Origin of the sequence: Streptococcus sanguinis, assembly GCA_013378335.1 — a bacterium.
GTDB classification, from domain to species: domain Bacteria; phylum Bacillota; class Bacilli; order Lactobacillales; family Streptococcaceae; genus Streptococcus; species Streptococcus sanguinis_I.
Genome location: CP040556.1, coordinates 1551433 through 1575276 on the forward strand (window position 1 = coordinate 1551433; position 23844 = coordinate 1575276).

The 23844-nt window shown below is 44.1% G+C and carries 23 protein-coding genes; 7 read left to right on the top strand and 16 right to left on the bottom strand.

The genetic code is table 11. From position 1 onward, the window contains the following. Nucleotides 1–11: 11 nt before the first annotated feature. From FFV08_07975 to FFV08_07990, 4 genes are all read right to left on the bottom strand, one after another. Nucleotides 12–743: a polyphosphate polymerase domain-containing protein gene (locus FFV08_07975; protein QLB52541.1), complete on the bottom strand. Its 732-nt coding sequence runs from the start codon at nt 741–743 to the stop codon at nt 12–14. Nucleotides 744–1120: 377 nt separating this feature from the next. Next, on the bottom strand, nt 1121–2593 hold the full coding sequence (locus tag FFV08_07980) for a M56 family metallopeptidase (GenBank protein ID QLB52542.1): 1473 nt from the start codon (nt 2591–2593) through the stop codon (nt 1121–1123). A gap of 15 nt (nt 2594–2608) precedes the next feature. Beyond that, a complete protein-coding gene (locus FFV08_07985; GenBank protein QLB52543.1) occupies nt 2609–2986 on the bottom strand; it encodes a BlaI/MecI/CopY family transcriptional regulator in 378 nt (125 codons plus the stop codon). Between the two features lie 114 nt (nt 2987–3100). Then, the gene (locus FFV08_07990) at nt 3101–3457 is read right to left on the bottom strand and encodes a DUF1304 family protein (GenBank protein QLB52544.1); all 357 of its coding nucleotides are present in this window, start codon (nt 3455–3457) and stop codon (nt 3101–3103) included. 188 nt (nt 3458–3645) lie between these two features. Between FFV08_07990 and FFV08_07995 the strand changes: the two genes are divergently transcribed. Then, nucleotides 3646–4962, top strand: a complete 1317-nt coding sequence (locus FFV08_07995) for an FAD-containing oxidoreductase (GenBank protein ID QLB52545.1) — start codon at nt 3646–3648, stop codon at nt 4960–4962. Between the two features lie 110 nt (nt 4963–5072). Then, nucleotides 5073–6041, top strand: a complete 969-nt coding sequence (locus FFV08_08000) for an NAD(P)/FAD-dependent oxidoreductase (GenBank protein QLB52546.1) — start codon at nt 5073–5075, stop codon at nt 6039–6041. Between the two features lie 32 nt (nt 6042–6073). Here the strand turns inward: FFV08_08000 and whiA are convergent, their stop codons facing one another. The 11 genes from whiA to FFV08_08055 all read right to left on the bottom strand — a co-directional run bounded on the left by whiA (nt 6074) and on the right by FFV08_08055 (nt 16281). After that, nucleotides 6074–6985 (bottom strand): DNA-binding protein WhiA, encoded by a 912-nt coding sequence (gene whiA, locus FFV08_08005; GenBank protein QLB52547.1) that lies wholly within the window; start codon nt 6983–6985, stop codon nt 6074–6076. After that, nucleotides 6982–7959, bottom strand: coding sequence for a YvcK family protein (locus FFV08_08010; protein QLB52548.1), 978 nt, complete (start codon nt 7957–7959; stop codon nt 6982–6984). The genes whiA and FFV08_08010 overlap by 4 nt, the downstream gene beginning before the upstream one ends. Then, nucleotides 7956–8846, bottom strand: a complete 891-nt coding sequence (gene rapZ, locus FFV08_08015; GenBank protein QLB52549.1) for an RNase adapter RapZ — start codon at nt 8844–8846, stop codon at nt 7956–7958. Before rapZ ends, FFV08_08010 begins: the two co-directional genes overlap by 4 nt. A 55-nt stretch (nt 8847–8901) precedes the next feature. Continuing rightward, nucleotides 8902–9282 carry a RidA family protein gene (locus FFV08_08020; protein ID QLB52550.1) on the bottom strand — a complete coding sequence of 127 codons (381 nt, stop codon included), beginning with the start codon at nt 9280–9282 and terminating at the stop codon, nt 8902–8904. 211 nt (nt 9283–9493) lie between these two features. Then, on the bottom strand, nt 9494–9655 hold the full coding sequence (locus FFV08_08025; protein ID QLB52551.1) for a hypothetical protein: 162 nt from the start codon (nt 9653–9655) through the stop codon (nt 9494–9496). A gap of 11 nt (nt 9656–9666) precedes the next feature. After that, the gene (gene obgE, locus FFV08_08030; GenBank protein ID QLB52552.1) at nt 9667–10977 is read right to left on the bottom strand and encodes a GTPase ObgE; all 1311 of its coding nucleotides are present in this window, start codon (nt 10975–10977) and stop codon (nt 9667–9669) included. A gap of 51 nt (nt 10978–11028) precedes the next feature. Further along, nucleotides 11029–11157: a DUF4044 domain-containing protein gene (locus FFV08_08035; GenBank protein QLB52553.1), complete on the bottom strand. Its 129-nt coding sequence runs from the start codon at nt 11155–11157 to the stop codon at nt 11029–11031. A gap of 250 nt (nt 11158–11407) precedes the next feature. Then, nucleotides 11408–13105 (bottom strand): LPXTG cell wall anchor domain-containing protein, encoded by a 1698-nt coding sequence (locus tag FFV08_08040; GenBank protein QLB52554.1) that lies wholly within the window; start codon nt 13103–13105, stop codon nt 11408–11410. Between the two features lie 125 nt (nt 13106–13230). Beyond that, the gene (locus FFV08_08045) at nt 13231–14586 is read right to left on the bottom strand and encodes a phosphoglucosamine mutase (protein QLB52555.1); all 1356 of its coding nucleotides are present in this window, start codon (nt 14584–14586) and stop codon (nt 13231–13233) included. Between the two features lie 94 nt (nt 14587–14680). After that, entirely contained in the window at nt 14681–15436 is a 756-nt protein-coding gene (locus FFV08_08050; GenBank protein QLB52556.1) for a hypothetical protein, read from the bottom strand. Further along, entirely contained in the window at nt 15433–16281 is an 849-nt protein-coding gene (locus FFV08_08055; protein QLB52557.1) for a TIGR00159 family protein, read from the bottom strand. Before FFV08_08055 ends, FFV08_08050 begins: the two co-directional genes overlap by 4 nt. Before the next feature lie 231 nt (nt 16282–16512). Here FFV08_08055 and FFV08_08060 point away from each other — a divergent pair, with 231 nt between their 5' ends. From FFV08_08060 to FFV08_08070, 3 genes are read left to right on the top strand one after another with little or no spacing between them, the layout of a single operon-like run. Then, on the top strand, nt 16513–17856 hold the full coding sequence (locus FFV08_08060) for a Mur ligase family protein (protein QLB52558.1): 1344 nt from the start codon (nt 16513–16515) through the stop codon (nt 17854–17856). Further along, nucleotides 17856–18641 (top strand): glutamine amidotransferase, encoded by a 786-nt coding sequence (locus tag FFV08_08065; GenBank protein QLB52559.1) that lies wholly within the window; start codon nt 17856–17858, stop codon nt 18639–18641. Before FFV08_08060 ends, FFV08_08065 begins: the two co-directional genes overlap by 1 nt. 18 nt (nt 18642–18659) lie before the next feature. Further along, the gene (locus FFV08_08070; protein QLB52560.1) at nt 18660–18917 is read left to right on the top strand and encodes a LapA family protein; all 258 of its coding nucleotides are present in this window, start codon (nt 18660–18662) and stop codon (nt 18915–18917) included. Nucleotides 18918–19022: 105 nt separating this feature from the next. Here the strand turns inward: FFV08_08070 and FFV08_08075 are convergent, their stop codons facing one another. Continuing rightward, nucleotides 19023–19589 (bottom strand): TetR/AcrR family transcriptional regulator, encoded by a 567-nt coding sequence (locus FFV08_08075; GenBank protein QLB52561.1) that lies wholly within the window; start codon nt 19587–19589, stop codon nt 19023–19025. 405 nt (nt 19590–19994) lie between these two features. On the opposite strand from FFV08_08075, the gene FFV08_08080 reads away from it, so the two are divergent. Continuing rightward, nucleotides 19995–21776, top strand: coding sequence for a beta-lactamase family protein (locus FFV08_08080; protein QLB52562.1), 1782 nt, complete (start codon nt 19995–19997; stop codon nt 21774–21776). Between the two features lie 242 nt (nt 21777–22018). Then, a complete protein-coding gene (locus tag FFV08_08085; protein QLB52563.1) occupies nt 22019–23806 on the top strand; it encodes a methicillin resistance protein FmtA in 1788 nt (595 codons plus the stop codon). The last annotated feature ends 38 nt before the right edge of the window (nt 23807–23844 follow it).

The following is a 23844-nucleotide window of genomic DNA, read 5'->3' on the forward strand; positions in this document are numbered from 1 at the left end:
AGACTACCCCCTTAGGCCTTGACTATTTGAGTCAGCCTTTCTTTATTTTTCAGGTAGGCATTGCCGTATTTTGAGAAAGACTGGTCTTCTAGTCCATATTTATTGAGAATATCAGCCAGCCACTGAGGATATTGACCAGGAACCTTGATTTCCATAATCACCTTGTCATCTTCCAGCAAGGGCAGTCCATAGCGACCTGAAGCTAAATCTACATCATAATCTCGGTAGCGGATGTTGGAATCAACTGTCACACGTACCTTTTTATCTTCCAAGCCTCTCATAGAGTAGCGGTCATAGCTAATCACCATTTTAGGCTTCAAGTCTAGATAGCGCTCCTGTAACTGTTCTACTTCTGCCTTGACCCGATCATCAGAAATAGTATGGTCTGCCACACCATTCACAATATAGTTAGTCACAGAGAGAGGATTAGAAACCAAACGGTATTTGAAGCCTACTTCATCGCGTTTCTTCTTGATTTCCAAGAAAACTTGACTATCATCATTCGGCTGCTCAGCATAAGTGCGCATCCGCATCTTTTCGCGACCGCCTTTTCTAGCAATGGAATCCTGAATCATCTGGAACTCATCATTATCAAAATACACATTGGAAATGGTTGATGTCGCATAATCATCTGCGGTGAGGTGAGGTCTCATATCAGCTTCAAGACGAGCTAGCATTGCTCGGTCAAGAATATACTTAGTTTCGATTCGTTGGAAGTTTGTTTGGATTTGCTTTTGTTTCATTTGGATTCTCCTTTAATTCTACAAATGTAGTTTGTTCTTTTATAAGAAATAGAGCTTCCGCTCTGCATCCTACAAGCGTCTGGATGAAGTTTGTTTTCTTCTCCTTTCCAAGCAGTATTTTCAAAAACATTCTACAAATGTAGTTTATAAGTATATTCTACACTTGTCGTTTATAAATGTCAAGAAAAAAGATGAATAATCTTTAGTTTATTTTTAAGATTAGGAAGAAAGCTATCAGATTTAAGCTAAACCGACCTAATAAAAGGTAAACTAATGACCTACTGCTCTTGGAAGATTTCAAAATCCTCCTTCTGAGAAGATAATAAAATTCTACCAGTCTAAGCTTTTATGAAACTTAAACCGGTAGAATCTTTTATTTAATTGTCATCCTGGTCATTGTCATCATCATCTGGATCATCCGTGTCTGTCGTATGAGAGGAACTGTTCTGAGACGGAGTTTGAACTGTCGCTGTACTAGCTCCAGTATTCGCTCCGGTAGAGCCCGCTGCTCCCGTATTTCCTGCGCCTGCAATAGCACTGTTGTCAGCTGGAGTTGATGCAGCCGAGGAGGATGGGCTGACTTCTTTTTCGACCGTTACCGTCTTTTCGACAATGGTATGCTGCTTGGATTTGACCAGTTTTCCATCCTTAGCATTGACAATTGTTTCATGGGACGTTTGTCCGTGAGAGAAGCGAATCTTGTAAGTATCTTTCTCACGCGCAATCTGGAGGTCCTTAATATCCTTTTCAGAAAGCGACAGTTCTTTCAAGACCACTCCTAGAGCCTGACGCTGACTGAGGCCTTGAGACTGTTTTTGAGCAGCCACTGATCTGCTTTCTTGCGCAATCGAATTTTCAAGAGCAAAGACTGAACTAGCCAAGAGCAAAAGGAGAGGAACTGCTACTACAAAGGCAGCAGATAGAAACTTTTTAGGCAGGCGGTCATCCATAATGCCGACAATCCGCCGCTTGAGATTAAACTTGTCAGAGTAAAAACAAGTCGTCAGAGCAATTGGGGTCTTCTTACTGCGGTCTATCATGGTCAAAATCGTTTCACCGTAGAAAGTACGATACTCCGTATCTTTGCTGCTTAGAACATCATGGTCACAGTACATCTCTCCTGCTTCCTGCATTTCCCGGCAGGCAAAGCGGACAACCGGATTAAACCAGTGCAGACTCTTGGCAAAAATTCCCAAGAGATTGATTAAAACATCTCGGTGTTTGTAGTGGGTCAGCTCATGCTTGAAAATCAGCTGCAGCTCTTCGTCTGTGTAGTCCAACTCTGGCAGCACGATTAAAATATCTCTGAAACCTAGCAGCATAGGACTTTGGGACATAGGATAGTGGAGCAGACGAATCCGACCCTTAACCCCCATCTCCTGCTGAACAGCCTGTAGCAAGGCCATCGCCTCTTCGTCCTGAAACTCAGTGCCCCAGCGTTTCAGCATCTTTCTGAAGCGAATGTAGGAATAAGCGTATCTGCCCAAGTTAAAGGCAAAGCCAAGCAACCAGACGACAAAGAGTATTTCAAACCAAGGCAGACCTAGGAAAAAGTCCCAGAGATTTGACTGGCTAGCTTTTTCAGCTACCTGAGAAGCTTCTTGAGTTCCACCTGTCTGGGTGACATTGGCTACCGCCTGGACTGCCGGCCCTGTATTCAGCCGAATCAAGCCTGTGCCAAACTGAGGACGGAATGGAAACAGAAAGCTCAGCAATATCAGAAACCAAATAAAATACTTCACTCTGACCGAAATCTTAGTCTTAAAGGCCGTAAAAAGCAGACTAAGCAAAAGCGCCAAAATAGATGTCGATAAACTGGTCAGAAGAAAAGAAAGAAGGAACTGTTTCATGCTTATCCCTCCATCCTACTTTCCTTGGTTGAGCAGACTGCGCAGCTCATCCAATTCATTTTCCGAAAAGGAGTTAGAAGAAAAGAGTGTTTTGACAAACCCGCCCATAGAACGGCCGCTGTGACGCTTCAAGAAATCCGAAGCCTCAACTTCCAGATACTCATCTTCTGAAATCAAGGCTGTATACTGCCTTTCACGTCCCTTGCGGACACTTTCTAAAAAGCCCTTTTCAGTCAAGCGAGCCAAAACCGTCAAAAGTGTCTGAGGTTTCCAATGATTGTCTGGTCCCAGTTTTTCCATGATACGGGCAGAGGTCGTCGGGGTAGGCAGCTGCCAAATTACTTTTAAAATAGTAAATTCCCCATCTGGCAAACGTTTAATAGATCTTTTCATCGTTCCCACGCGCTTTCTAAATAATGCTATTTCTATCTTTATTCTACACTTGTCTAACAAAAAAGTCAATCATTATATAAAAAAAGAGTGGGAAATCAATTTTCCTCACTCTATTTAGAAAAATAAACTAAGTAGGGTCAGCATAGCCAGCCCTCCCTGCTTGAGCAGGATTTTGGGGTCACTGGTCATGGCACCGTATGCTGCCACCAAGATGATGTAAACCATAAAAATTCCCAGCCAAACCGGACTAGGCTGTACAAAGGCCGCAATCAGCACTAAAACAGCTATCAATCCGTTGTAAACTCCTTGGTTTTTGAAAAGTGTACTGACCGACTGCTGCTCCAACTCCTCTTTCGACATACCGAAAACCCGAGCTGTCGCTGCAGAAGTCGTCGCAATGGTCTCCAAGTACAGGATATAGAAAAATTCCAAGGCAACCAAGCTTGCCAAAATCAATGTAATAATAGACATTTCGCTCTCCTAAAATAAATAACGAAAATCAGTATAACACAAACTGACTGGAACTGCGAAAATCTTGCTCAAAAATGGACAATTTGTATAAAAAGTGTGACTAAAAATACTGAAGAAAAAAAGCGTAGCAGAAATCAGCAATTTCTGACTAGATGTGATACAATCTTTTTGAAAAATGGAGGTAAATTATGTTAACCTATGATTTAATTGTCATCGGCTTTGGTAAGGCCGGTAAAACATTGGCAGCCAAAATGGCGGCCCAAGGAAAAAAAGTTGCTTTGATTGAGCGAAGCAAGGCTATGTACGGGGGGACCTGTATCAATATCGCCTGCATTCCAACCAAGACCCTCCTTGTCGCAGCTGAAAAAGGCCTAGCTTTCGACCAAGTCATGGCTGAAAAGAATGCTGTAACCAGCCGTCTCAACGGGAAGAACTATGCAGCAATCAGTGGCGCTGGAGTCGACATCATCGATGCGGAAGCTCATTTCCTTTCCAATAAAGTCATCGAAATCACAGCTGGCGATGAAAAAGAGGAACTGACTGCTGAAACTATTGTCATCAATACTGGTGCTGTTTCCAATGTCCTGCCAATTCCAGGACTGACTGAAACCGAACATGTCTATGACTCAACTGGCATTCAAAATCTGAAGGAACTTCCTAAACGCTTAGGAATTCTGGGTGGCGGTAACATCGGCCTAGAATTTGCCGGACTCTACAACAAAATGGGCAGTCAGGTGACTGTGCTGGATGCTGCTCCTGTCTTTCTCCCTCGAGTAGAGCCTTCGATCGCTGCCCTAGCTAAGCAGTACATGGAAGAAGACGGAATCCAGCTCCTGCAAAATGTACAAACCAAGCAGATTAAAAATGATGGTGCTGAAGTTGTCGTTGTGACTGAGAATGGAGAATTCCGCTTTGATGCCCTGCTCTATGCTACTGGCCGCAAGCCGAATGTTGAGCCACTGCAGTTGGAAAACACTGACATTGAACTGACAGAGCGCGGAGCTATCAAGGTCAACAAGCATCTGGAAACATCTGTACCCGGCGTTTTTGCAGCGGGCGATGTCAATGGCGGTCTGCAGTTCACTTATATCTCACTGGATGACTTCCGTATCCTTTATAGCTATCTGGCTGGCGACGGCAGCTACACACTGGAAGACCGTAAAAACGTCCCTACCAGCATGTTCATCACACCGCCTTTGGCTCAAATCGGATTGACTGAAAAGGAAGCCCAAGAGCAAGGACTGCCGATTGCAGTTAAGGAGATTCCAGTCGCAGCAATGCCTCGCGGACATGTCAATGCTGACTTACGCGGTGCCTTCAAGGCTGTTGTCAATACTGAAACCAAGGAAATCGTCGGAGCGACTATCTTCTCAGCAGGGGCTCAGGAAATTATCAATATCCTGACTGTAGCCATGGATAATAAGATTCCTTACACCTACTTGAGCAAGCAAATCTTCACCCACCCAACGCTGGCTGAAAACCTCAATGATTTATTTGCTATCTAATTTTAAGCCCCATCAGGGCTTTTAAGATGGCTTCAAAACATTTGCTTACATTTCAATCCCTTTTTGTGGTACAATAATGCTAGTTTATTTTAAAAAGATTGAGGAAGATTATGTCTGAACTGTATGATATTACGATTGTCGGCGGCGGCCCAGTTGGCCTATTCGCAGCTTTTTATGCTCATTTGCGCCAAGCCAAGGTTAAAATCATTGATTCCCTGCCTCAGCTGGGCGGTCAGCCGGCCATTCTCTATCCAGAGAAGAAGATTCTGGATGTACCAGGCTTTACCAATCTAAGTGGCGAAGAGTTGACTCAGCGTCTGATTGAGCAGCTGGAAACTTTCCAGACTGAGATTTGCCTCAACGAAACAGTGCTGGATATCGTTAAATCTGATGATGGCTTCACCATCACAACTTCTAAAGCCCAGCATCAGACCAAAACCATTATCATCGCCATGGGAGGTGGTGCTTTCAAACCGAGAGCTTTAGAGCTAGACGATGCTGAAAGCTACAATAACCTCCACTATCATGTGTCAAACATCAGTCAGTACGCTGGCAAAAAGGTTGTTGTTCTGGGCGGCGGTGACTCGGCTGTTGACTGGGCACTAGCTTTTGAAAAGATTGCAGAAACCAGCCTGGTTCACCGTCGGGACAACTTCCGGGCTTTGGAGCATAGTGTGGAAGAACTCAAGGCTTCTAGTGTTGAGATTAAGACACCATTTGTACCCAGTCGATTGGTCGGCGAAAATGGCCAGATTACCCATTTGGAAATCAGCCAAGTCAAGGGAGAGGAAAGTCAGCTTCTGCCTCTGGATCATCTCTTTGTCAACTACGGTTTTAAATCCTCTGTCGGCAATCTCAAAGATTGGGGTTTGGAGCTCAACCGTCACAAGATTTTGGTCAACAGCAAGCAAGAAACTTCCGTGCCGGGTATCTATGCAGCTGGAGACTGCTGCAGCTACGAGGGGAAGATTGACCTGATTGCAACTGGGCTAGGTGAGGCACCTACTGCTGTCAACAATGCCATTAGCCATATCTATCCTGAGCAAAAAGTCCAACCCAAACATTCTACAAGCCTATAAAAAACAGCTGCCGAGCTCAAGCTCAGCAGCTTTTATAATTCATCTGCGATTTTATTGATTTTTCTCAAGCGATGATTAACACCGCTCTTAGTCAGTGGCCGGCTCAGACTATCAGCTAGCTGCTGGATGGAGTAGTCCGGATGTTGGATACGAAGCTGGGCTACCTCCTGCAGGTCTACAGGTAGACTTTCAATGCCGATATTGTCGCTGATTTTGGCAATATTGTTGATGGTTTTCATACTGGCTGTGACCGTACGGGCGATGTTAGCTGTCTCCGCATTATTAGCGCGATTGAGGTCATTGCGCGCTTCTCGCATGAGCTTAAGAGACTCAAACTCAGCCATGGCTTCCATAGCGCCGATGACAATGAGAAAATCCATGATATCCTCAGCCCGCTGCAGATAAGTAACAGCCCCCTTCTTGCGCTCGATGGTCTTGGCATCCAGCAGAAAACGCCGCATCAAGGCAGCCAAATCCTCAGCATGATCCAGATAAACGGACAGGATTTCCAGCTGATACTTGCCTGAATCTGGCTCCCGCATGCTGCCATTTGAGAGAAAGGCTCCCCGGAGGTAGGCCCGACTGGCTTCGTCATCTGACAAAATGGCCTGGTCAATCCCTGCCTCGATACCAAAAAAGGAGTCAGCCAAGTGCAGATCAGAAAGGATTTCTTCTACTCTCTGATCCAGAAATACTGTATAAACGCGATTCTTGCGCAGATTGGTCTTCTGATGGTGGCGGATTTCTGACTTGACCTGATAGAGGTCCGACAGCAACTCATAGAGATGGCGAGCAATCTTGGCATTTTCTGTTGTGACAGACAAGGTCAAACCACTGCTGGCCAAGCCCAGACTGCCAGACATCTTGATCATGGCTGACAGCTCATTTTTATCTCTGTTTGTCAGACTCAGCAGTTCTTCTTTTACTTTTACTGTAAAACTCATTTGCGCACCTGTATAATCTGCATCAATTCGTCAACGACCAGCTCACCATCATGGAACGCTCCGCCATTTTCCAAACGCAGAAAATTCGAAGAAATAACCCGCGGAACTTGCTCTTGCAACCCTTGAAAATCATGCTCCACCTGTACCAGATATTCGTCAAACTGGTTACTGTCCATGTACTCATGAGGGACAGGTTCGATATTGACCAAGACTGTATCTACAAACTTCCTGCCTAAATGACGGTGCAGAACCTGGACGTGATCGCTGTCTGAAAAATGCTCTGTTTCGCCGCGTTGGGTCATGATATTGCAGACATAGGCCACTTCTGCCTTGGTATCTAGAAGAGCTTGACCAATTTCCTCAATAACGAGATTAGGCAAGATTGAGGTAAATAGTGAACCAGGTCCCAGAACCACCATATCACTCTCTAGGATGCTTTCAACCACCTTTTTACTGGCAGCAGGCTTCTTGTCATCATAGGTATTGGTCACATAGACCCGCTCAATCATCCCGCTCTTGCTGGTCAGATTGCTTTCACCGACAACTTCTGTCCCATCCATAAAAACAGCGTGCAGGGTCAGCGGATTGTCGCTGGAAGGGTAGATTTTACCAGTCGTATGGAAAAACTTAGTCAAAAGCTGCATGGCATTATAGGTTGAGCCCTGCATTTCGGAAATACCGGCAATAATCAGATTGCCCAAGGGATGCCCCGCTAGAACTCCGTCTCCTTCCGCAAAGCGATACTGAAAGACCTTCTCATAGAATTTTGGCATGTCGGACATGGCTACTAAGACATTTCGCAAATCACCCGGCGGAGTCAGCTGATGGATGTTTTTCCGCAGCTCACCAGAACTGCCACCATCATCAGCCACTGTGACAATAGCTGTAATCTCTACGTCCTTTTTACGCAGGCTGTCTAAAATCACTGAAATTCCTGTTCCACCGCCGATGACTGTAATTCGTGGCTTTCTCATGAGCGGTTCACCGTTTCTTTCCGACGGTTTTTGTCGCGGTGGCTGGCATTAACCGGCCAATTTTTAGCCAAATCATCTGCTAAGCGCTGAGCAAAGGCTACACTGCGGTGCTGACCACCCGTACAGCCCACAGCAATCGTCAGGATAGACTTTCCTTCCTTCTGATAGCCCGGCAAGATTGGCTCAATCAAGCCTAGCAGGTGCTGGTAAAATTCTTCTGACTCGGCATGGTTCATGACATAATCAAAGACATCCTTATCCAAACCTGTCTGATTGCGCAGCTCAGGTTTATAGTAGGGATTAGGCAGAAAGCGCACATCAAAGACCAAGTCTGCATCCAAAGGCAGACCGTATTTGAAACCAAAACTCATGACCTCAATACGGAAACTGTGCATCTCGTCCTGATTTGAAAATTGCTCAGAGATAGTCTTTCTCAGCTCCCGTGGTGTCAAATCAGTTGTGTCTACAACATTTTGGCTGAGATTCTTCAGAGGGGCTAAGAGTTCGCGCTCCAGTTTAATCCCATCTAAAATCCGACCATCAGCTGCCAGCGGATGACTGCGACGCGTTTCCTTATAACGAGCCACTAGCTCCTTATCCGCCGCATCTAGGAAAAGAATCTTGAAATCGATGTTCTCATTTTGCTCTAAATCATCCAAAACATTCTGGATTTGCAAAAAGAAGGAACGGCTGCGCATATCGACAACCAGAGCTAATTTATCATTGTCCGTGGTCCCTTCGACCAGCTGCAGGAACTTCGGCACCAAAGTTGGCGGCATATTATCAATGGTAAAATAACCTAAGTCTTCAAAGGACTGGATGGCTACGGTTTTCCCCGCCCCGCTCATTCCAGTCACAATGACAAGCTGAATTTTCTTCTCAGACATTATAATCCTTTCATCAGATAGAATCCGTCAAAGAGCTGTTTTCCCCTGCTCTTTTTTAGAGAATCTCGGCAATAACCTCAATCTCAATTTTCACATCTTTAGGCAGGCGAGCCACTTCGACTGCCGAGCGAGCTGGAAATGCTTCTGTAAAAGCAGTCTTGTAAACCTCATTAAAAGCCACAAAATCATTGATGTCGCTCAAGAAGCAAGTAGCCTTGACTACGTGGTCAAAGTCTGTTCCTGCAGCTTCTAAAATAGCTGAAACATTTTTCAGTACTTGCTGGGTCTGCTCTTCAATAGTCGTCCCAACGATTTCTCCTGTTTCAGGAGACAAGGGAATCTGCCCACTCGCAAACAAAAGATTGCCGACAATTTTTCCTTGGACATAAGGTCCAATCGCTGCTGGTGCTTTATCTGTATGAATTGTTTTTGCCATAATTATCACTTCTCCTACTTATTTTTTTCATTATACCATAAAATAGCAAGCAATGGCCACGACAGATTGATAAGCCTTGCCTTTTTCCATTTTTTCATTGATGGGGCCTTAGAAGCTAAAAGGAAATCTTCTTACCTATCAGAACCCACTTTTTAAGATTTAAAAACGCTGAGAAATCTTTCCCAGCGTTTATGATTCTCAAAATAAAATCTTATTCCTCTTCCTCTTTCGCTAATGCTTCTCTTTCCAGACGCAGCTTACGCTTGGGATTGAGTTTATTAAAGAGCTCTTCTAGCTTTTCTGCATTCCAGACGTCGGCTGCAGAGACAAAATTTCCATTTTCATCGCGGAAGGATATTGGTTTATCACCCATTGCAAGCCTCCTTAGTCAACGAATTCAAACTCGAATTTACCGATGCGAACTAGATCCCCATCCTTGGCTCCGCGAGCACGAAGCGCTTCATCAACGCCCATACCACGCAGCTGACGGGCAAATTTCATGACTGCCTCATCACGGTCAAAGTTGGTCATATTAAAGAGCTTCTCAAGCTTGTCACCTGACAGCACCCAAGTCGCATCATCATCACGAGAAATTTCAAAGGCTGGTGCTTCTTCGTCAAAGCCATAGTAAGCTTCTTCTTCCATTTCAGACTCATCATAGAGCAAGAACTCTGGCGTTTTATCCAATAATTCTGCGGTCGCATCTAAGAGCGTCGCAAGTCCCTGCTTGGTCAGACTGGAAATCGGGAAGATTTGCGGTAATTCCGCAAACTCATCATAATTAGCCGCTAATTTCTCTTTGAATATCTTGAGATTTTCAGCACTATCAGGCATGTCCATCTTGTTAGCGACGATAATCTGCGGACGCTCCATGAGACGAAGGTTGTAGGATTCCAACTCTTTATTGATAGCTAGATAGTCCTCATAAGGGTCACGTCCCTCACTTGCTGACATATCGATGACATGCAGGATAACCCGTGTCCGCTCAATATGACGGAGAAACTGGGTTCCCAGTCCAACCCCTTGGCTGGCCCCTTCGATCAAACCTGGTAGATCTGCTACTGCAAAGGACTCTCCAGAATGAGTACGAACCATGCCTAAATTTGGCACGATGGTCGTGAAATGATAGGCACCAATCTTTGGCTTAGCTGCTGTGATAACACTGAGCAAAGTGGATTTCCCGACAGAAGGAAAGCCGACCAGACCAACGTCTGCTAGGACCTTGAGCTCCAGCAGAAGCTCACGCTCTTGACCAGGTTCTCCATTCTCAGAAATCTCTGGAGCAGGATTTTTAGGCGTCGCAAAGCGGATATTTCCACGACCGCCTCGGCCACCACGCGCTACGATAAATTCTTGACCATTTTCTACCAAGTCCGTCAGCACCTTGCCAGTCTCAGCATCACGAACCGTCGTCCCCTGCGGCACTCGAACAATCAAGTCCTCAGCGCCACGGCCATGCATGCCCTTGGTCATGCCCTTTTCACCAGACTGAGCTTTGAAATGGCGATTGTAGCGAAAATCCATCAGGGTACGCAGACCTTCGTCTACGACAAAAACAACATTACCGCCACGACCGCCATCACCGCCCCAAGGACCGCCATTAGAAACATATTTTTCACGGCGAAAGGCCACCATGCCATCACCACCATTACCAGCCTTGACCTGAATCTTAGCTGTATCTAAAAACATACTCATTTTATTTTATTCTCTTTTTCTAGTCTAAAAAAACGCCCTGAAGCGTTTGGATTAAAAGATTGCGCTGAGAGCAGAAGCAAAGATTGCTCCAACTGTCACGATGAGCATGATAATCACGACCAGCATCGTCAATTTTTCAAATCCTGTTTTTTTGCGTTGTCCGTTGTCACCAAAAGCCACGATAATACCCCTATCCTTTAAAAATTACTAGGTCTATTCTAACACGATTTCCCCGTTTTTTCAAATGGAAAAGCATGTAAAAAGAGTCTGGAACAAAAAGATTTCAATTTTTAAAAATCTTAATCATTAAGCCCTTCAAATCTATAATTAAATGCGAAAAGCGAACAAATTAGAATTCTGATTGCCAGAAAACTAGTTTTGTTCGCTTTTTATATTTGAGGTCGGACTTTTGTCCCAGCCTCTTTGAATCTTATCTAGTCTTCTTTTGAAGAAAGACATAGCTTCCAAAGCCAACTAAGATTGCCAAACCTGCAAGTGACAGCCAAAGTGTCGGCTCTTGACCAGTCTTAGGTAGGACTTTCTTAGTGCCTCCTACAGCACCCGGAACATTGGTAGCATTGTTTGAATTGTTGTTTCCCTTCTCTGTATTATCAGTTCCACCCTTTGGATCGTTGGAACCGTTATTTGGAGTAGTGTTACCATTGTTTGGGTTTGTATTCGGGTTGTTGTTTGGATTATTATTTGGGTTATTGTTCGGATCATTGTTTGGATTGTTATTCGGGTTGTTGTTGTCAGGGTTAGGTGGCTGAACTGCCTTGCCTGGATCGTTACCTCTATAGGTATTTGTAAAGACTGGATCCAAGTCATAATTGACAGAGCCCAAAAGCTCACCATTAACATCTTTTACAGTAACTGTCAGCTGTGCTTCCTTGTCATCATAGACGTAGTTAGGATCATTTCCTGGGATTTCCTTGATGCTGTAGCGATAAGTACCAGCAGCACTATAGTTCAAGGCCTTGAAGTTAATAGATCCGTCTGCTTCATTGGTAACAGTTTGAAGCAAATCACCGTTTTCATCAAAGAGACCAAAGGTAAACTGTCCCTTTTCTAATTCTTTGTTAACAAGCTTTTTCTGAGCTTTAATCATTACGTCTTTTGCCAACAACCCGCTTCCTTTACCAGAACCGTCTTCCAAACGGACTGACTTAGTAATGCTGCGCTCTGGGAAGCCTTTTGCTGTCCAAGACAAGGTGTTGTTAACCACATCGCCTACTTGAACACCATCTGGTACGCGAGTAGAGTACTCGATGTACATTGGCCAGTTGTAGTTATCACCAAAGTTGATGGTAAAGCCATTGACATCACCATTAGCATTTTGCGAAAGAACCGCCTTGTTAGTGAAGTTATCCAAAACAGGCAGAGTCAGCAAGTGCGCTTCATTGCGGATACCGCCTTCTACAGGAGCATAACGAACTGCGCGCAGTGTACCTGGTACCAATGTCAGACCATCGCCAAAGTTGTCTGAAATCACCATGTTGCGAAGCATGTCCTGTCTTGCATTCAGAATAATGCGCCATTTGACAATCTTTGGATCGCTACTGTCTTGGTAACCATATTTCATTTCATATTCACCAGCAGTTCCTTCTACCTTTTCGTATTGGAAAGAAAAATCTGTCTGGCCAAATTTGAAGGAAATCGGCCCTGAATTTTGCACCTTGTCGTTATTAACTCGTACATTAAAAGTCAGGGACATTTCTTTTTGTTCGGTATAGTTAGTAAAGTAATTACTGAAAGTTACCGTAACCGTTTGAGTTGCTGGATTCGCTTGGGCTTTTCCGACTACTTCTCCCTTGTGATTGTCAACATCAGATACTTGGAAGTTTAAGGGAGTAATCAGGGTTAATTCCTGTGGCAGTGAGAAAGTGAGGGTGTCCCCTTCAGCGATAGTTTGAGATGACGGAAATGTGAAACTAGTTGTTACAGACAAAGTTTCATTAGTCATAACCGTTGAGTCATTTGTCAATGGCACACCATCTTTGGTAATGCTGGTTTGCTGGGTATAATCTGTTACTTCAGAAGCCTGAGTTCGAGCAGCAAAACCTAAACCTGTAACAATAGCCGTTAACAAGATTAAAATTTTAAGAATGATCGTCTTCTTATCTTTCATTTTATGCTCCTTTCATAGCTTATTATACCAAGAGTATTGCAATTTATCAACATTTTGTATCAAAGTGTTTAAATATTCACACAAATGTAAAAAAACCAAGACATTGTGTCTCAGTTTCTTTACATTTATTTGTCTATTCCAATTTCATCTCGAACAACATTGGCAATGGTATCTACATAATAATTTACTTCTTCGTCAGTTGGTGCTTCAGCCATGACCCTCAGCAGAGGCTCAGTTCCACTCGGACGAACCAAAATCCGGCCATTGCCAGCCATTTCGGCTTCCATTCTCTCAATCACCGTCTTGATAGCTGGGACTTCCATCGCCTTATCTTTCATGCTGTTTTCCACACGAATATTGACCAGTTTCTGCGGATAGATGGTTACTTCAGCGGCCAATTCAGATAGTTTCTTACCTGTTTCCTGCATGACCTTGGTCAATTGCACAGCTGAGAGCTGGCCATCACCTGTCGTATTGTAGTTCATGATGATCACATGTCCAGACTGCTCGCCACCAAGATTATAGCCATTCTTGCGCATTTCCTCTACTACATAGCGGTCCCCAACTGCTGTCACAGCCTTTTGAATACCTTCGCGATCCAAAGCCTTATGGAAGCCGAGGTTTGACATGACGGTCGTAACAATGGTATTCTGCGCCAGCTCACCTTTCTCAGACAGGTACTTACCGATGATGTACATAATCTTGTCACCATCTACCAGCTCACCATTTTCATCCACTGCAATCAAGCGGTCGCTATCTCCATCAAAGGCCAGACCAATCGCTGCACCAGACTCACGAACAACTTCCTGCAAAGCTTCTGGATGCGTAGAGCCAACATTCAGATTGATATTGAGACCGTCTGGATTTTCTCCGATAATGGTCAGCTGCGCACCGAGGTCTGCAAAAATCTGACGGGCACTGGTAGAAGCTGCACCGTTGGCCGTATCTAAGGCTACATGCATTCCTTCTAGTTCCAAGCCAGTTGAAACCAAGTATTGTTGATACTTGCGCAACCCTTCTGGATAATCCACCAAATCACCCAATCCTTCTGCACTTGGACGTGGCAAGGTATCTTCTGCTGCGTCCAACAAAGCTTCAATTTCCAACTCACGCTCATCATCCAGCTTATAGCCGTCACCACCAAAGAATTTGATACCATTATCCAAAGCTGGATTGTGGCTGGCAGAAATCATGACTCCCGCGCTGGCTTTCTCTGACTTAACCAGATAAGCCACACCAGGCGTTGCAATGACACCTAGCTTATAAACATGAATCCCAACGGACAAAAGTCCTGCAACCAAGGCGCTTTCCAGCATTTCTCCTGAAATTCGAGTATCACGGCCAACAAAGACCCGAGGAACTTCACTTTCGTACTGGCTCAGAACATAACCACCAAAGCGGCCGAGTTTAAAGGCCAATTCTGGCGTTAATTCCACATTTGCTTCTCCGCGAACACCATCGGTTCCAAAGTATTTACCCATTATAAATAGTTTCCTTTCATAAGACCTGAATGTAAAGGTTTTGGCTGCAAGCAAGGCAGACCGCTTTAATCCAAGTTTATTTTCAAAATTTTATTTAGTTTTTATTTGATGAGCTCGAATTTGAGCTGCTGTTAGAGGAGGACGAGCCAGAGTTGTCTGCTGTTTTAGTGTTGACACGCATAGTCGTTTCAAATGGTGTCACCACGCTTGGCATGACATTCCCCTGTCCATCAACAGCCTGCAACGGCGCAGTCCCGCTGTAGTTGCCAGTGATAATGACATTGGTCGGTAGAATAGCTACGACATATTCAATCTTAGACAGGGTCTCCTCGTCACTGGTTACTGTAGCTTCCTTGTTTTCCAAGGTCACACCACTGATAGACACATTTTCAGCCACCTGACTGTCTGTAATGAGGTATCGGACCTCAACCTTCTTGCTAGCCTTTTTACCAATCTTAACAGAAATCTTCTGGGGAGTGACTGTAGCAGTCAGACCGCTTGGCAGGTTTTCAACCTTTAGAGGAATTTCCACTGTTCCCTCTGTAGCCTCAGAAAGATCAGCTACAACTCGAAACTTCCGAGTACTTTCCTGCATTTCACTGGCTAGATTGACACGGTTGGAGCCTGTCAGGGCAACGGAAACTTCAGAAGTAAAGCCGCTGATAAAGTAATTCTCGCTGTCATATTTGATGTCAATCGGCACATTGGAAACCGTATTGGTATAAGTTTCAGATGTGACCTGTCGAACTCCAGTATTGTTTTGATAACTGCTAGAGGTTGCATAAACAAAAAGCACTAGGGCAAAGAAAAACGAAGAGATGATATAAAGAATTTTTTTACGTTTTTTCATTTCTTCCATCCTCCCATGAAGCGTTTTTTCAAACCTGCTGTCTTGTCCTGCTCTGATAAGAAGACCTTTCTCAGCTCAGTCTCAAACTCATCCAAAGTCAAATCATGCTTGAAAATTCCATTGTGAGTAGTGGAAATCCCACCTGTTTCTTCTGAAACGACAAAAGTAAAAGCATCTGATACTTCAGACAGGCCAATAGCTGCGCGGTGCCGGGTCCCAAACTCCTTAGAGATGCCGCTGCTTTCTGTCAGAGGCAGGTAGGCACAGGAAGCTGCAATCTTATTGTCTTTTATGATGACAGCTCCATCATGCAATGGCGTATTGGGGATAAAAATGTTGATTAGCAGCTCTCCGGACACATCTGCATCCAAAGGAATCCCTGTTGCAATGTACTCCTGCAAGGTGCGGGTTCCCTGAATGGCCACCAAAGCCCCGATTTTCCGCGGACTCATATAGGCAACAGACTTGACAAAGGCCTGAACCATTTTTTCTTCGTTACTGATGGGCGTCGCAGAAAAAATATCCGTTGCACGGCCCAGCTTTTCCAATCCTGCCCGAATCTCAGGCGAGAAAATCACCACGGCCGCAATGACCCCGTAAGTGATGACCTGATTAATCAACCAAGAAATGGTGGTCAAGCCGATGATATTAGCAAAAAACTGTGCCAAGATAAAGAAGAGCACCCCGCGGACCAGAATCATAATCTTCGTACCAGCAATGGCCTTGATTAGATAATATAGAATCCATGCGACGATAGCGACGTCAATAATATTAATTACAATCCTCCAAGGGTCAGAAAACAAACTGGCCCAATATTGGAGATTGGTTAGTTGTTGAAAATTCATACTTAGACTTCCTACTCCTCTACAAGCAAAATCAAACAGCTATAGCAACAAATCGAACTTATTAAATCTAGTACAGCCTGATTTTATCTTGTAATTAGAGTTCACTCAATTAACTTCTCTCTTTTTATTTTACAGTGGGTCTTAATGCATAAAGACTTACCAACCCATTATATCACGTTTGTCAATATTTTTCTGTAACCTTCTTTACTTTTTTATGATAAAATATTTCTTATGAAGATAAATACAGCATTGGGCCTCTTGGCAGGCAAGTCCTCCCACTTTGTTCTCAGCAAAATGGGGCGTGGATCGACCCTGCCGGGGAAAGTTGCCCTGACATTTGATAAAAACATTTTACAGAACCTAGCAAAGAACTATGAGGTCGTGGTTATTACCGGAACCAATGGTAAAACTCTGACTACAGCTCTGACAGTGGGTATTCTCAAGGAAGCCTTTGGAGAAGTGGTGACCAATCCCAGCGGTGCCAACATGATTACGGGGATTACGACAACCTTCCTGACTGCTAAAAAAAGCAAATCTGGCAAACATATCGCTGTGCTGGAAATAGATGAAGCCAGCCTATCTCGGATTTGTGATTATATCAAGCCTAGTCTCTTCGTCTTTACCAATATTTTCCGCGACCAGATGGACCGCTATGGTGAGATCTACACGACCTACCAGATGATTCTGGATGCTGCAGCTAAAGTGCCTGAAGCAACTGTACTGATGAATGGTGACAGCCCCCTCTTTAACTCAGTCAGCCTGAAGAATCCTGTTCGCTACTATGGATTTGATACCGAAAAAGGCCAGGCTCAGCTGGCTCACTATAATACAGAAGGCATCCTCTGTCCTAAGTGCGAGCATATCCTCAAGTATGAGCTCAACACCTATGCCAATCTGGGGGCTTATATCTGTGAGGACTGCGGCTTCAAGCGGCCTAAACTGGATTACAGCCTGACCGCTCTCAAAACACTTGAGCATAACCGCTCTGCCTTTACCATTGATGGACAAGACTATCAAATCAATATCGGCGGTCTCTACAATATCTATAACGCTCTAGCAGCAGTGTCAGTAGCTCAGTTCTTTGGTGTCGAGCCGGCTACTATCAAGGCTGGCTTTGACAAGAGCCGAGCTGTCTTTGGCCGTCAGGAAACTTTCAAAATCGGCGATAAGGAATGTACCTTAGTTTTGATTAAAAATCCTGTTGGGGCGACCCAAGCTTTAGATATGATTGGACTTGCACCCTTTGACTTTAGTTTGTCCGTCCTGCTCAATGCCAACTATGCGGACGGCATTGATACCAGCTGGATCTGGGATGCTGATTTTGAGAAGATTTTAGAGATGGAGATTCCTCATGTCATTGCAGGCGGTGTGCGCCACTCTGAGATTGCTCGTCGACTGCGGGTAACCGGCTATCCAGCAGATCAAATTACTGAAGTCAAAGATTTAGAAGCAGTATTTAAGGCCATTGAACAGCAAGAAACCAAGCATGCCTATATCTTAGCAACTTATACTGCTATGCTGGAATTCCGCGAGCTACTGGCAGAACGACAAGTGGTCAGAAAGGAGATGAACTAATGGTTTACAGATCCCTCACTTCTCCTGAAAACCAGGACTATCGCTATGATGTAAAGATTGCCCACCTCTATGGCAATCTCATGAATACCTACGGCGACAACGGCAATGTTCTCATGCTCAAGTATGTGGCTGAAAAGCTAGGCGCTAGAGTTGAAGTCAATATCGTCTCTCTAGAAGATGACTTTGACAAGGACAGCTACGACATCGTCTTCTTTGGCGGAGGTCAAGACTATGAGCAAACGATCGTGGCTCGTGACCTGCCAGCTAAAAAAGAAGCTTTGGAAAGCTTTATCAATGAAAATGGTGTTGTACTAGCTATCTGCGGTGGCTTCCAACTCTTAGGACAATACTATATCGAAGCTTCTGGCCGACGAATCGAAGGCCTGGGCATCATGGGCCACTATACCCTCAACCAGACCAAAAACCGCTATATCGGCGACATCAAGATTCATAACGAAGAATTTGACGAGACCTACTACGGTTTTGAAAATCACCAAGGACGGACTTTCCTCTCTGAGGATGAAAAACCTCTGGGCAAAGTCGTCTATGGAAATGGCAACAACCAAGAAGACGGCAATGAAGGCGTCCACTATAAGAATGTCTTTGGCTCCTACTTTCACGGCCCCATCTTGTCCCGCAATGCCAACTTGGCCTACCGTCTGGTGACCACTGCTCTGAAAAACAAGTATGGCTCTGATATTAAACTGGCTGCTTATGAAGATATCCTTGCCCAAGAAATCCCAGAAGAATACGGAGATATCAAAAGCAAGGCTGAGTTTAAATAGATAAACAGGAGAATCACTTTGAAAGAAAAATTACACTATATCCTGCTTTTAATTACCATTCTATTGGTTGCCAGTATTTCCTTGGCCAATATGCAGAGCGTCAATGTTAGCTTTATCCTATTTAGCTTCAAACTTCCCTTAATCATATTGATTTTGGTCTCAGTGCTCCTAGGCTCTGTCACGACCTTTCTCATCAGCATGTTAAAAAACTTCTCGCTGAAAAAAGAGCTTAAGAAAACCAAAGAAGCACTTAAAAATTCCCATACAGAAAACTAGGTTGGAAATTATTCCAGCCTAGTTTTTTTGCTTTTTGAACAATAGAAATCGCTGCTTCCCATTATAACCAATAAACCTTCAGACCATCTTTTTTCGCCTTATCCATTACTCCTTCTTGCTTGTAGAATCATCTTTATCACAGGTGAAATAGCCTACAATCTTGAAAAAATAGTCTGTAATGACTTCTGGCTGCTCTGGCTCTTCCTCTTGCAGCCAGTTCCAAATAGCATTACTGTAGCCTCCGATGAGAAAGTGTATCCTAAAAAGCTGCATATCCATCTGCTCCTTAAAGAAAGGCTCAAGCACTGCTGGGGAATGAGCATTCCATGCAGAAATAAAGGAGGAAAAAAGCTGACTCTTAACCAGTCCTCTCAGCTCCTGACGCTTGCTGTACCAAAAACGAAAAAGATAAAGATAGGCTTCATACTGGTTTGGCTTGTTCAGCATATCCTCTTCTACACGAAAATACTCCTTCATCAGCTCCTGAAGGTAATAGTCCAATAAAGCGCTTTTATTGCGAAAATGGCGATAAAAGGTCCGTCGGGAAGTCTGCGAAACCTCTATAATATCTGTGACTGAGATTTCTGAGAAATCCTGACTTTGCAGCAAGGTTAAGAGTCCCTGTTTCAGCATTTCTTTCGTTTCCAGCACCTGCAATTGCTTGCCGTCCATCTTGTCCTCCTTGAATGGTATACAGAAGCAGCCAAAAAGTATCTCTTGTAGGCTAAAGGCCGTTTTCCCTTGAACTTGGCTGCTGGCTTGGTTATAATCTTAGTGACAATTTGCTCCTAGTATATCGTATTTTGACTTCGTTTTCAACGAAGACATAACTGAGGAGATTTTAATACTCAATGCAAACTAAAGAACAAGCACAGATAGTACCAGAGTACAGCAAGACAGCGGTGATGTGACTTTAAGTTGTTTTTCGAAGGGAATACAATAGTTCCGACAAACCGGATCAGTTCTTCACAAAATTTTCCTTGCTTGAAGGGACTTTCTTCTGTAGAAGACGCTGGGCGATCGTTCCTAGTCTGCTGCTTCTGTTGCTAAAGATTGATAGAAAAGGAGTATCTCATAATGAAAAAATTGACCCTATGCTTTATACTAACTTTCTTAACTCTCAGCCTTATCTACCCAGCTAGAGCGCTAGCCGAGGAGGAAACAAAGCTACCATCTGGTATCAGTCGCGACCAAATCAGCCAGAAAATCCAAGACTTTGTCAAGGAGCACGAAAAGACCACTGCTGGTATGGCAGCAGTGGTCTTTGATACCAATGGAACTATCTACCAAGGCAGCTTCGGCTATATGGACAAGAAAAAGGGGATTCCGGCAGACGATGAAAGCGTCTTTGAATGGGGCTCTGTGACCAAACTGACCATTTGGGTCTCTGTTATGCAGCTCTGGGAGGAGGGCAAGATTGACCTCGAAGAAGATATCCGCACCTATCTGCCAGAAAGTTTTCTACGCAATCTTCGCTATGAAAAGCCTATCAGCATGTTAGACCTCATGAACCATCAGGCTGGCTTTGATACGATTCCCAATTACTTACATGGCGACAAGAATATAGAAGAAATTTTGACTGTTTACCAGCCGATCCAATCTTTCGAGCCAGGTACGGTCACAGCTAACTCAAATTACGGGACAGGCTTGGCCTCTTATATCGTAGAGCGGATTTCTGGTCAGAGTTTCTCCGATTACGTTCACGAGCATATTTTTGAACCTCTAAAGATGAACAAGACAGCCATTTTACCAGATTTATCTGACAATGCTTTTGTACAGGCTAAACGCAAGGAAGCAAAGGGATATGATAGCGAAGGCAAGCTCTTGGGAAGCGCTAATTCTGAACTTGGACTCTACTCCTCTGGCAGAGCTACGGGAACGCTAGAGGATTTACAAAAGTTTGCTCAAACACTTCTCAAAAAGGAGAACCTTTTCCATCGTCCAGAGACTTGGACGACACTTTATACTGCTACTTCGACATATCCAGGCTCAGATATAGTACGCAATGCTCACGGCTTCTGGGTAAGCAAGTATAATGTTTCTGTTTTAGGTCAAGGAGGACATACGTTCGGATTTTCTAGCAATCTTTTGTTGGACCTTGAGTCAGGAGTTGGCATGATTGTCATGACCAATCAATCCATCGAAGAACGCTATAACCTCTATATGCTGGAATTAGTATTTGGACAGCGAAAAACAGCTAGCAAAGTTACTAAGGAACGATTCAGTCCTGGATATTATCTTTCCTTCAGAATTTTTAATAGTTGTCCCTTGTCTATAGCTAAAATCGTACCTCCATTTATTGATCGACTGAATAGTCCGAATGAAGACTTGTTAAAAGATGAATTTTGGACTATTAACGATAGCAATAGGCAAACTACGCTATCCTTGACTTCCTCTGACTTTAAGAAGATTTCTGATTCCGAGCTCTTTACAGACTATGCCGTCACAGGCTTAGGACTCCTTGCTAGCTTTTTTGCTCTAGGAAATCTCTTATGTAGTATTTTTAGAGACATTAGTCATCTAATTTGGCACAAGCAGAAAAAAACTCTGCCTAGCTCTTGGAAGGTTTGGAACTACCTGACTTCTCTAGGCATCATGGCTGTTCCACTTCAACTCCTATTGGTTTTCCAAGCAGTTTTAAAAAATGATTTTAGCGGCGTTAGCTCTTGGCGCTATATGGTCTTTGCTATCTTAGGACTCCTACTGACCCTTGCTGTTCTGCTGTCCATTTTCAAAAAATCATCAGAGAAACTCAATCGAGGTCATGTCTGTCTGACAGTTCTGACTAGCCTATCTGCCCTAGCTATGATAGCTAATATTCTATATTGGTCTCTCTATCAGTGGTGGGTTTTCCAATAGTTTACACTAAATTCTAACTAGATCAACACCAAATTTCTGTACTTCAGTATTGCCTACAGCTAGCTTCCCTGTTTACTCTTTGAATTTCATTGAGTATTAGAAAATGACCAATTATTATCTACGTAGAACAGAAAGGAATTTTTATGAAAAAATCAAAACTCCTAATTATTTTAATCATCCTAGTCCTCGGCCTTTTGATCTATTGCTGCAATAGCTAAATCTGAAACATGTCAAAAAGGAGTATGAATATGATGACAAAACGAATGTTTTTATGGCTTCTGGCTATTCTCAGCCTGATAATTTTCCAACCTGTCACTGCATTAGCTGATGAATCACAAAAGCTGCCATCAGGCATAGAGCGCAGCCAAATTGGGCAGAAAATCCAAGACTTTGTCAAGGAGCATGAAAAAACAACAGCCGGTATGACAACGGCAGTCTTTGACAAGAACGGTACGATTTACCATGCCAACTTTGGATATACGGACAAAGAAGAAGGCATCAAAGTGGATGACAAAAGCGTCTTTGAATGGGGTTCTGTGACCAAGTTGACTGTTTGGATCTCAGTCATGCAACTCTGGGAAGAGGGCAAGATAGACCTAGAAACTGACATAAAAACCTATCTGCCAAAGGACTTTCTCAAGACTCTTCGCTACGACAAGCCTATTTCCATGCTGGATCTGATGAATCATCAAGCTGGCTTTGAAGAGTCTGGTGCGGCCATGAACTACCATAACATCAGCATGGAAGAATTCCTAGCAACTAAGCAGCCTGCCCAAATCTTTGAACCTGGCACAAAGACCGCCTATTCAAACTACAGCATGGCCTTGACCGCTTATATCGTGGAGCAGGTTTCCGGTCAGAGCTTCTCAGACTATGTCCATAAGCATATTTTCCAGCCACTGGACATGAATAAGACGGCTATCCTACCAGGCTTTACATATAATGATTATGTGCGCGAAAAGCGGAAGGAAGACAAAGGCTACAGTGCAGAAGGACAGTCTCTTGGAGCATCCAACTTCTACATGGACATCTATCCAGCAGGTCAGGCCGCCGGTACTATGGCAGATTTCCAAAAATTTGCTCAAGCCCTTCTGAGTCAGGACAAGCTATTTAAGCGGAAGGAAACATGGACAACTCTTTACACAGCTAGCTCCACCTATCCTGGCACGGATATCCCGCTCAACATGCATGGCTTCTGGGTCCAAGAGTACGGCACGACCCTTGTAGGCCATGGAGGGAATACCGATGCCTTCTCCTCCAATATCCTGCTTGACTTGAAAAACGGCATTGGTTATGCCGTCATGACCAATCAATCCCAAGAGCAAATCTATAATAGCGAGATGCCCCAGCTGATTTTCGGAGACAAGAAAAAGACTGACAAAACAGCCTTTAAAAATTTTCAGCCTGGCTTTTACCGCAAAGCCCGCTACTTTGAGACTGGGCCGATATCCATTACCAGAGGATTTTTATACACCAGCTACGCCCCTAAAGACGCAGACAATCCTCTCCTCACTCAAGGATATGCAGTTCTTAGCCATGCGAATAACCAAGAGACTATCACAAATGCCTACGGAGATAGCTACAAGATTGCGGACATTGTGATCTACAAAGACTATGCCATGTACGCCTTATTCTTTGTCGGGCTGGTCTATGCTCTTATCAGTCTTGTCATCAGCGGAGTGGCAGACCTGATTCGTTTGATCAGAAAGACACCTGCCAAGGCTCCAGTAGATTTAAAAATCTGGAATTATCTGACCTCGCTTACTATTCTCGCCGTTGGATTCAATTCTTATCTCATCTTTACTGTTATGACTGTCAGCAAGACTGGTATCATGCAACCTTGGCGCTATATGGTTTTTGCGGGACTGGGTCTGCTATTGGCAGGCTGTGTCATCTATCCACTTTTGACCAAGGCCAAGTCCCAGCTCAGCCGCAGTGGCAAGATTCTGACCGTTATGACCAGCCTATCCGCCTTGGCTACCGTAGCCAATATCCTCTACTGGTCCCTCTATCAATGGTGGGTGGTCTAAGAATGAATGGAAAAAATTTAAAAAATAGCTCTGCCCTC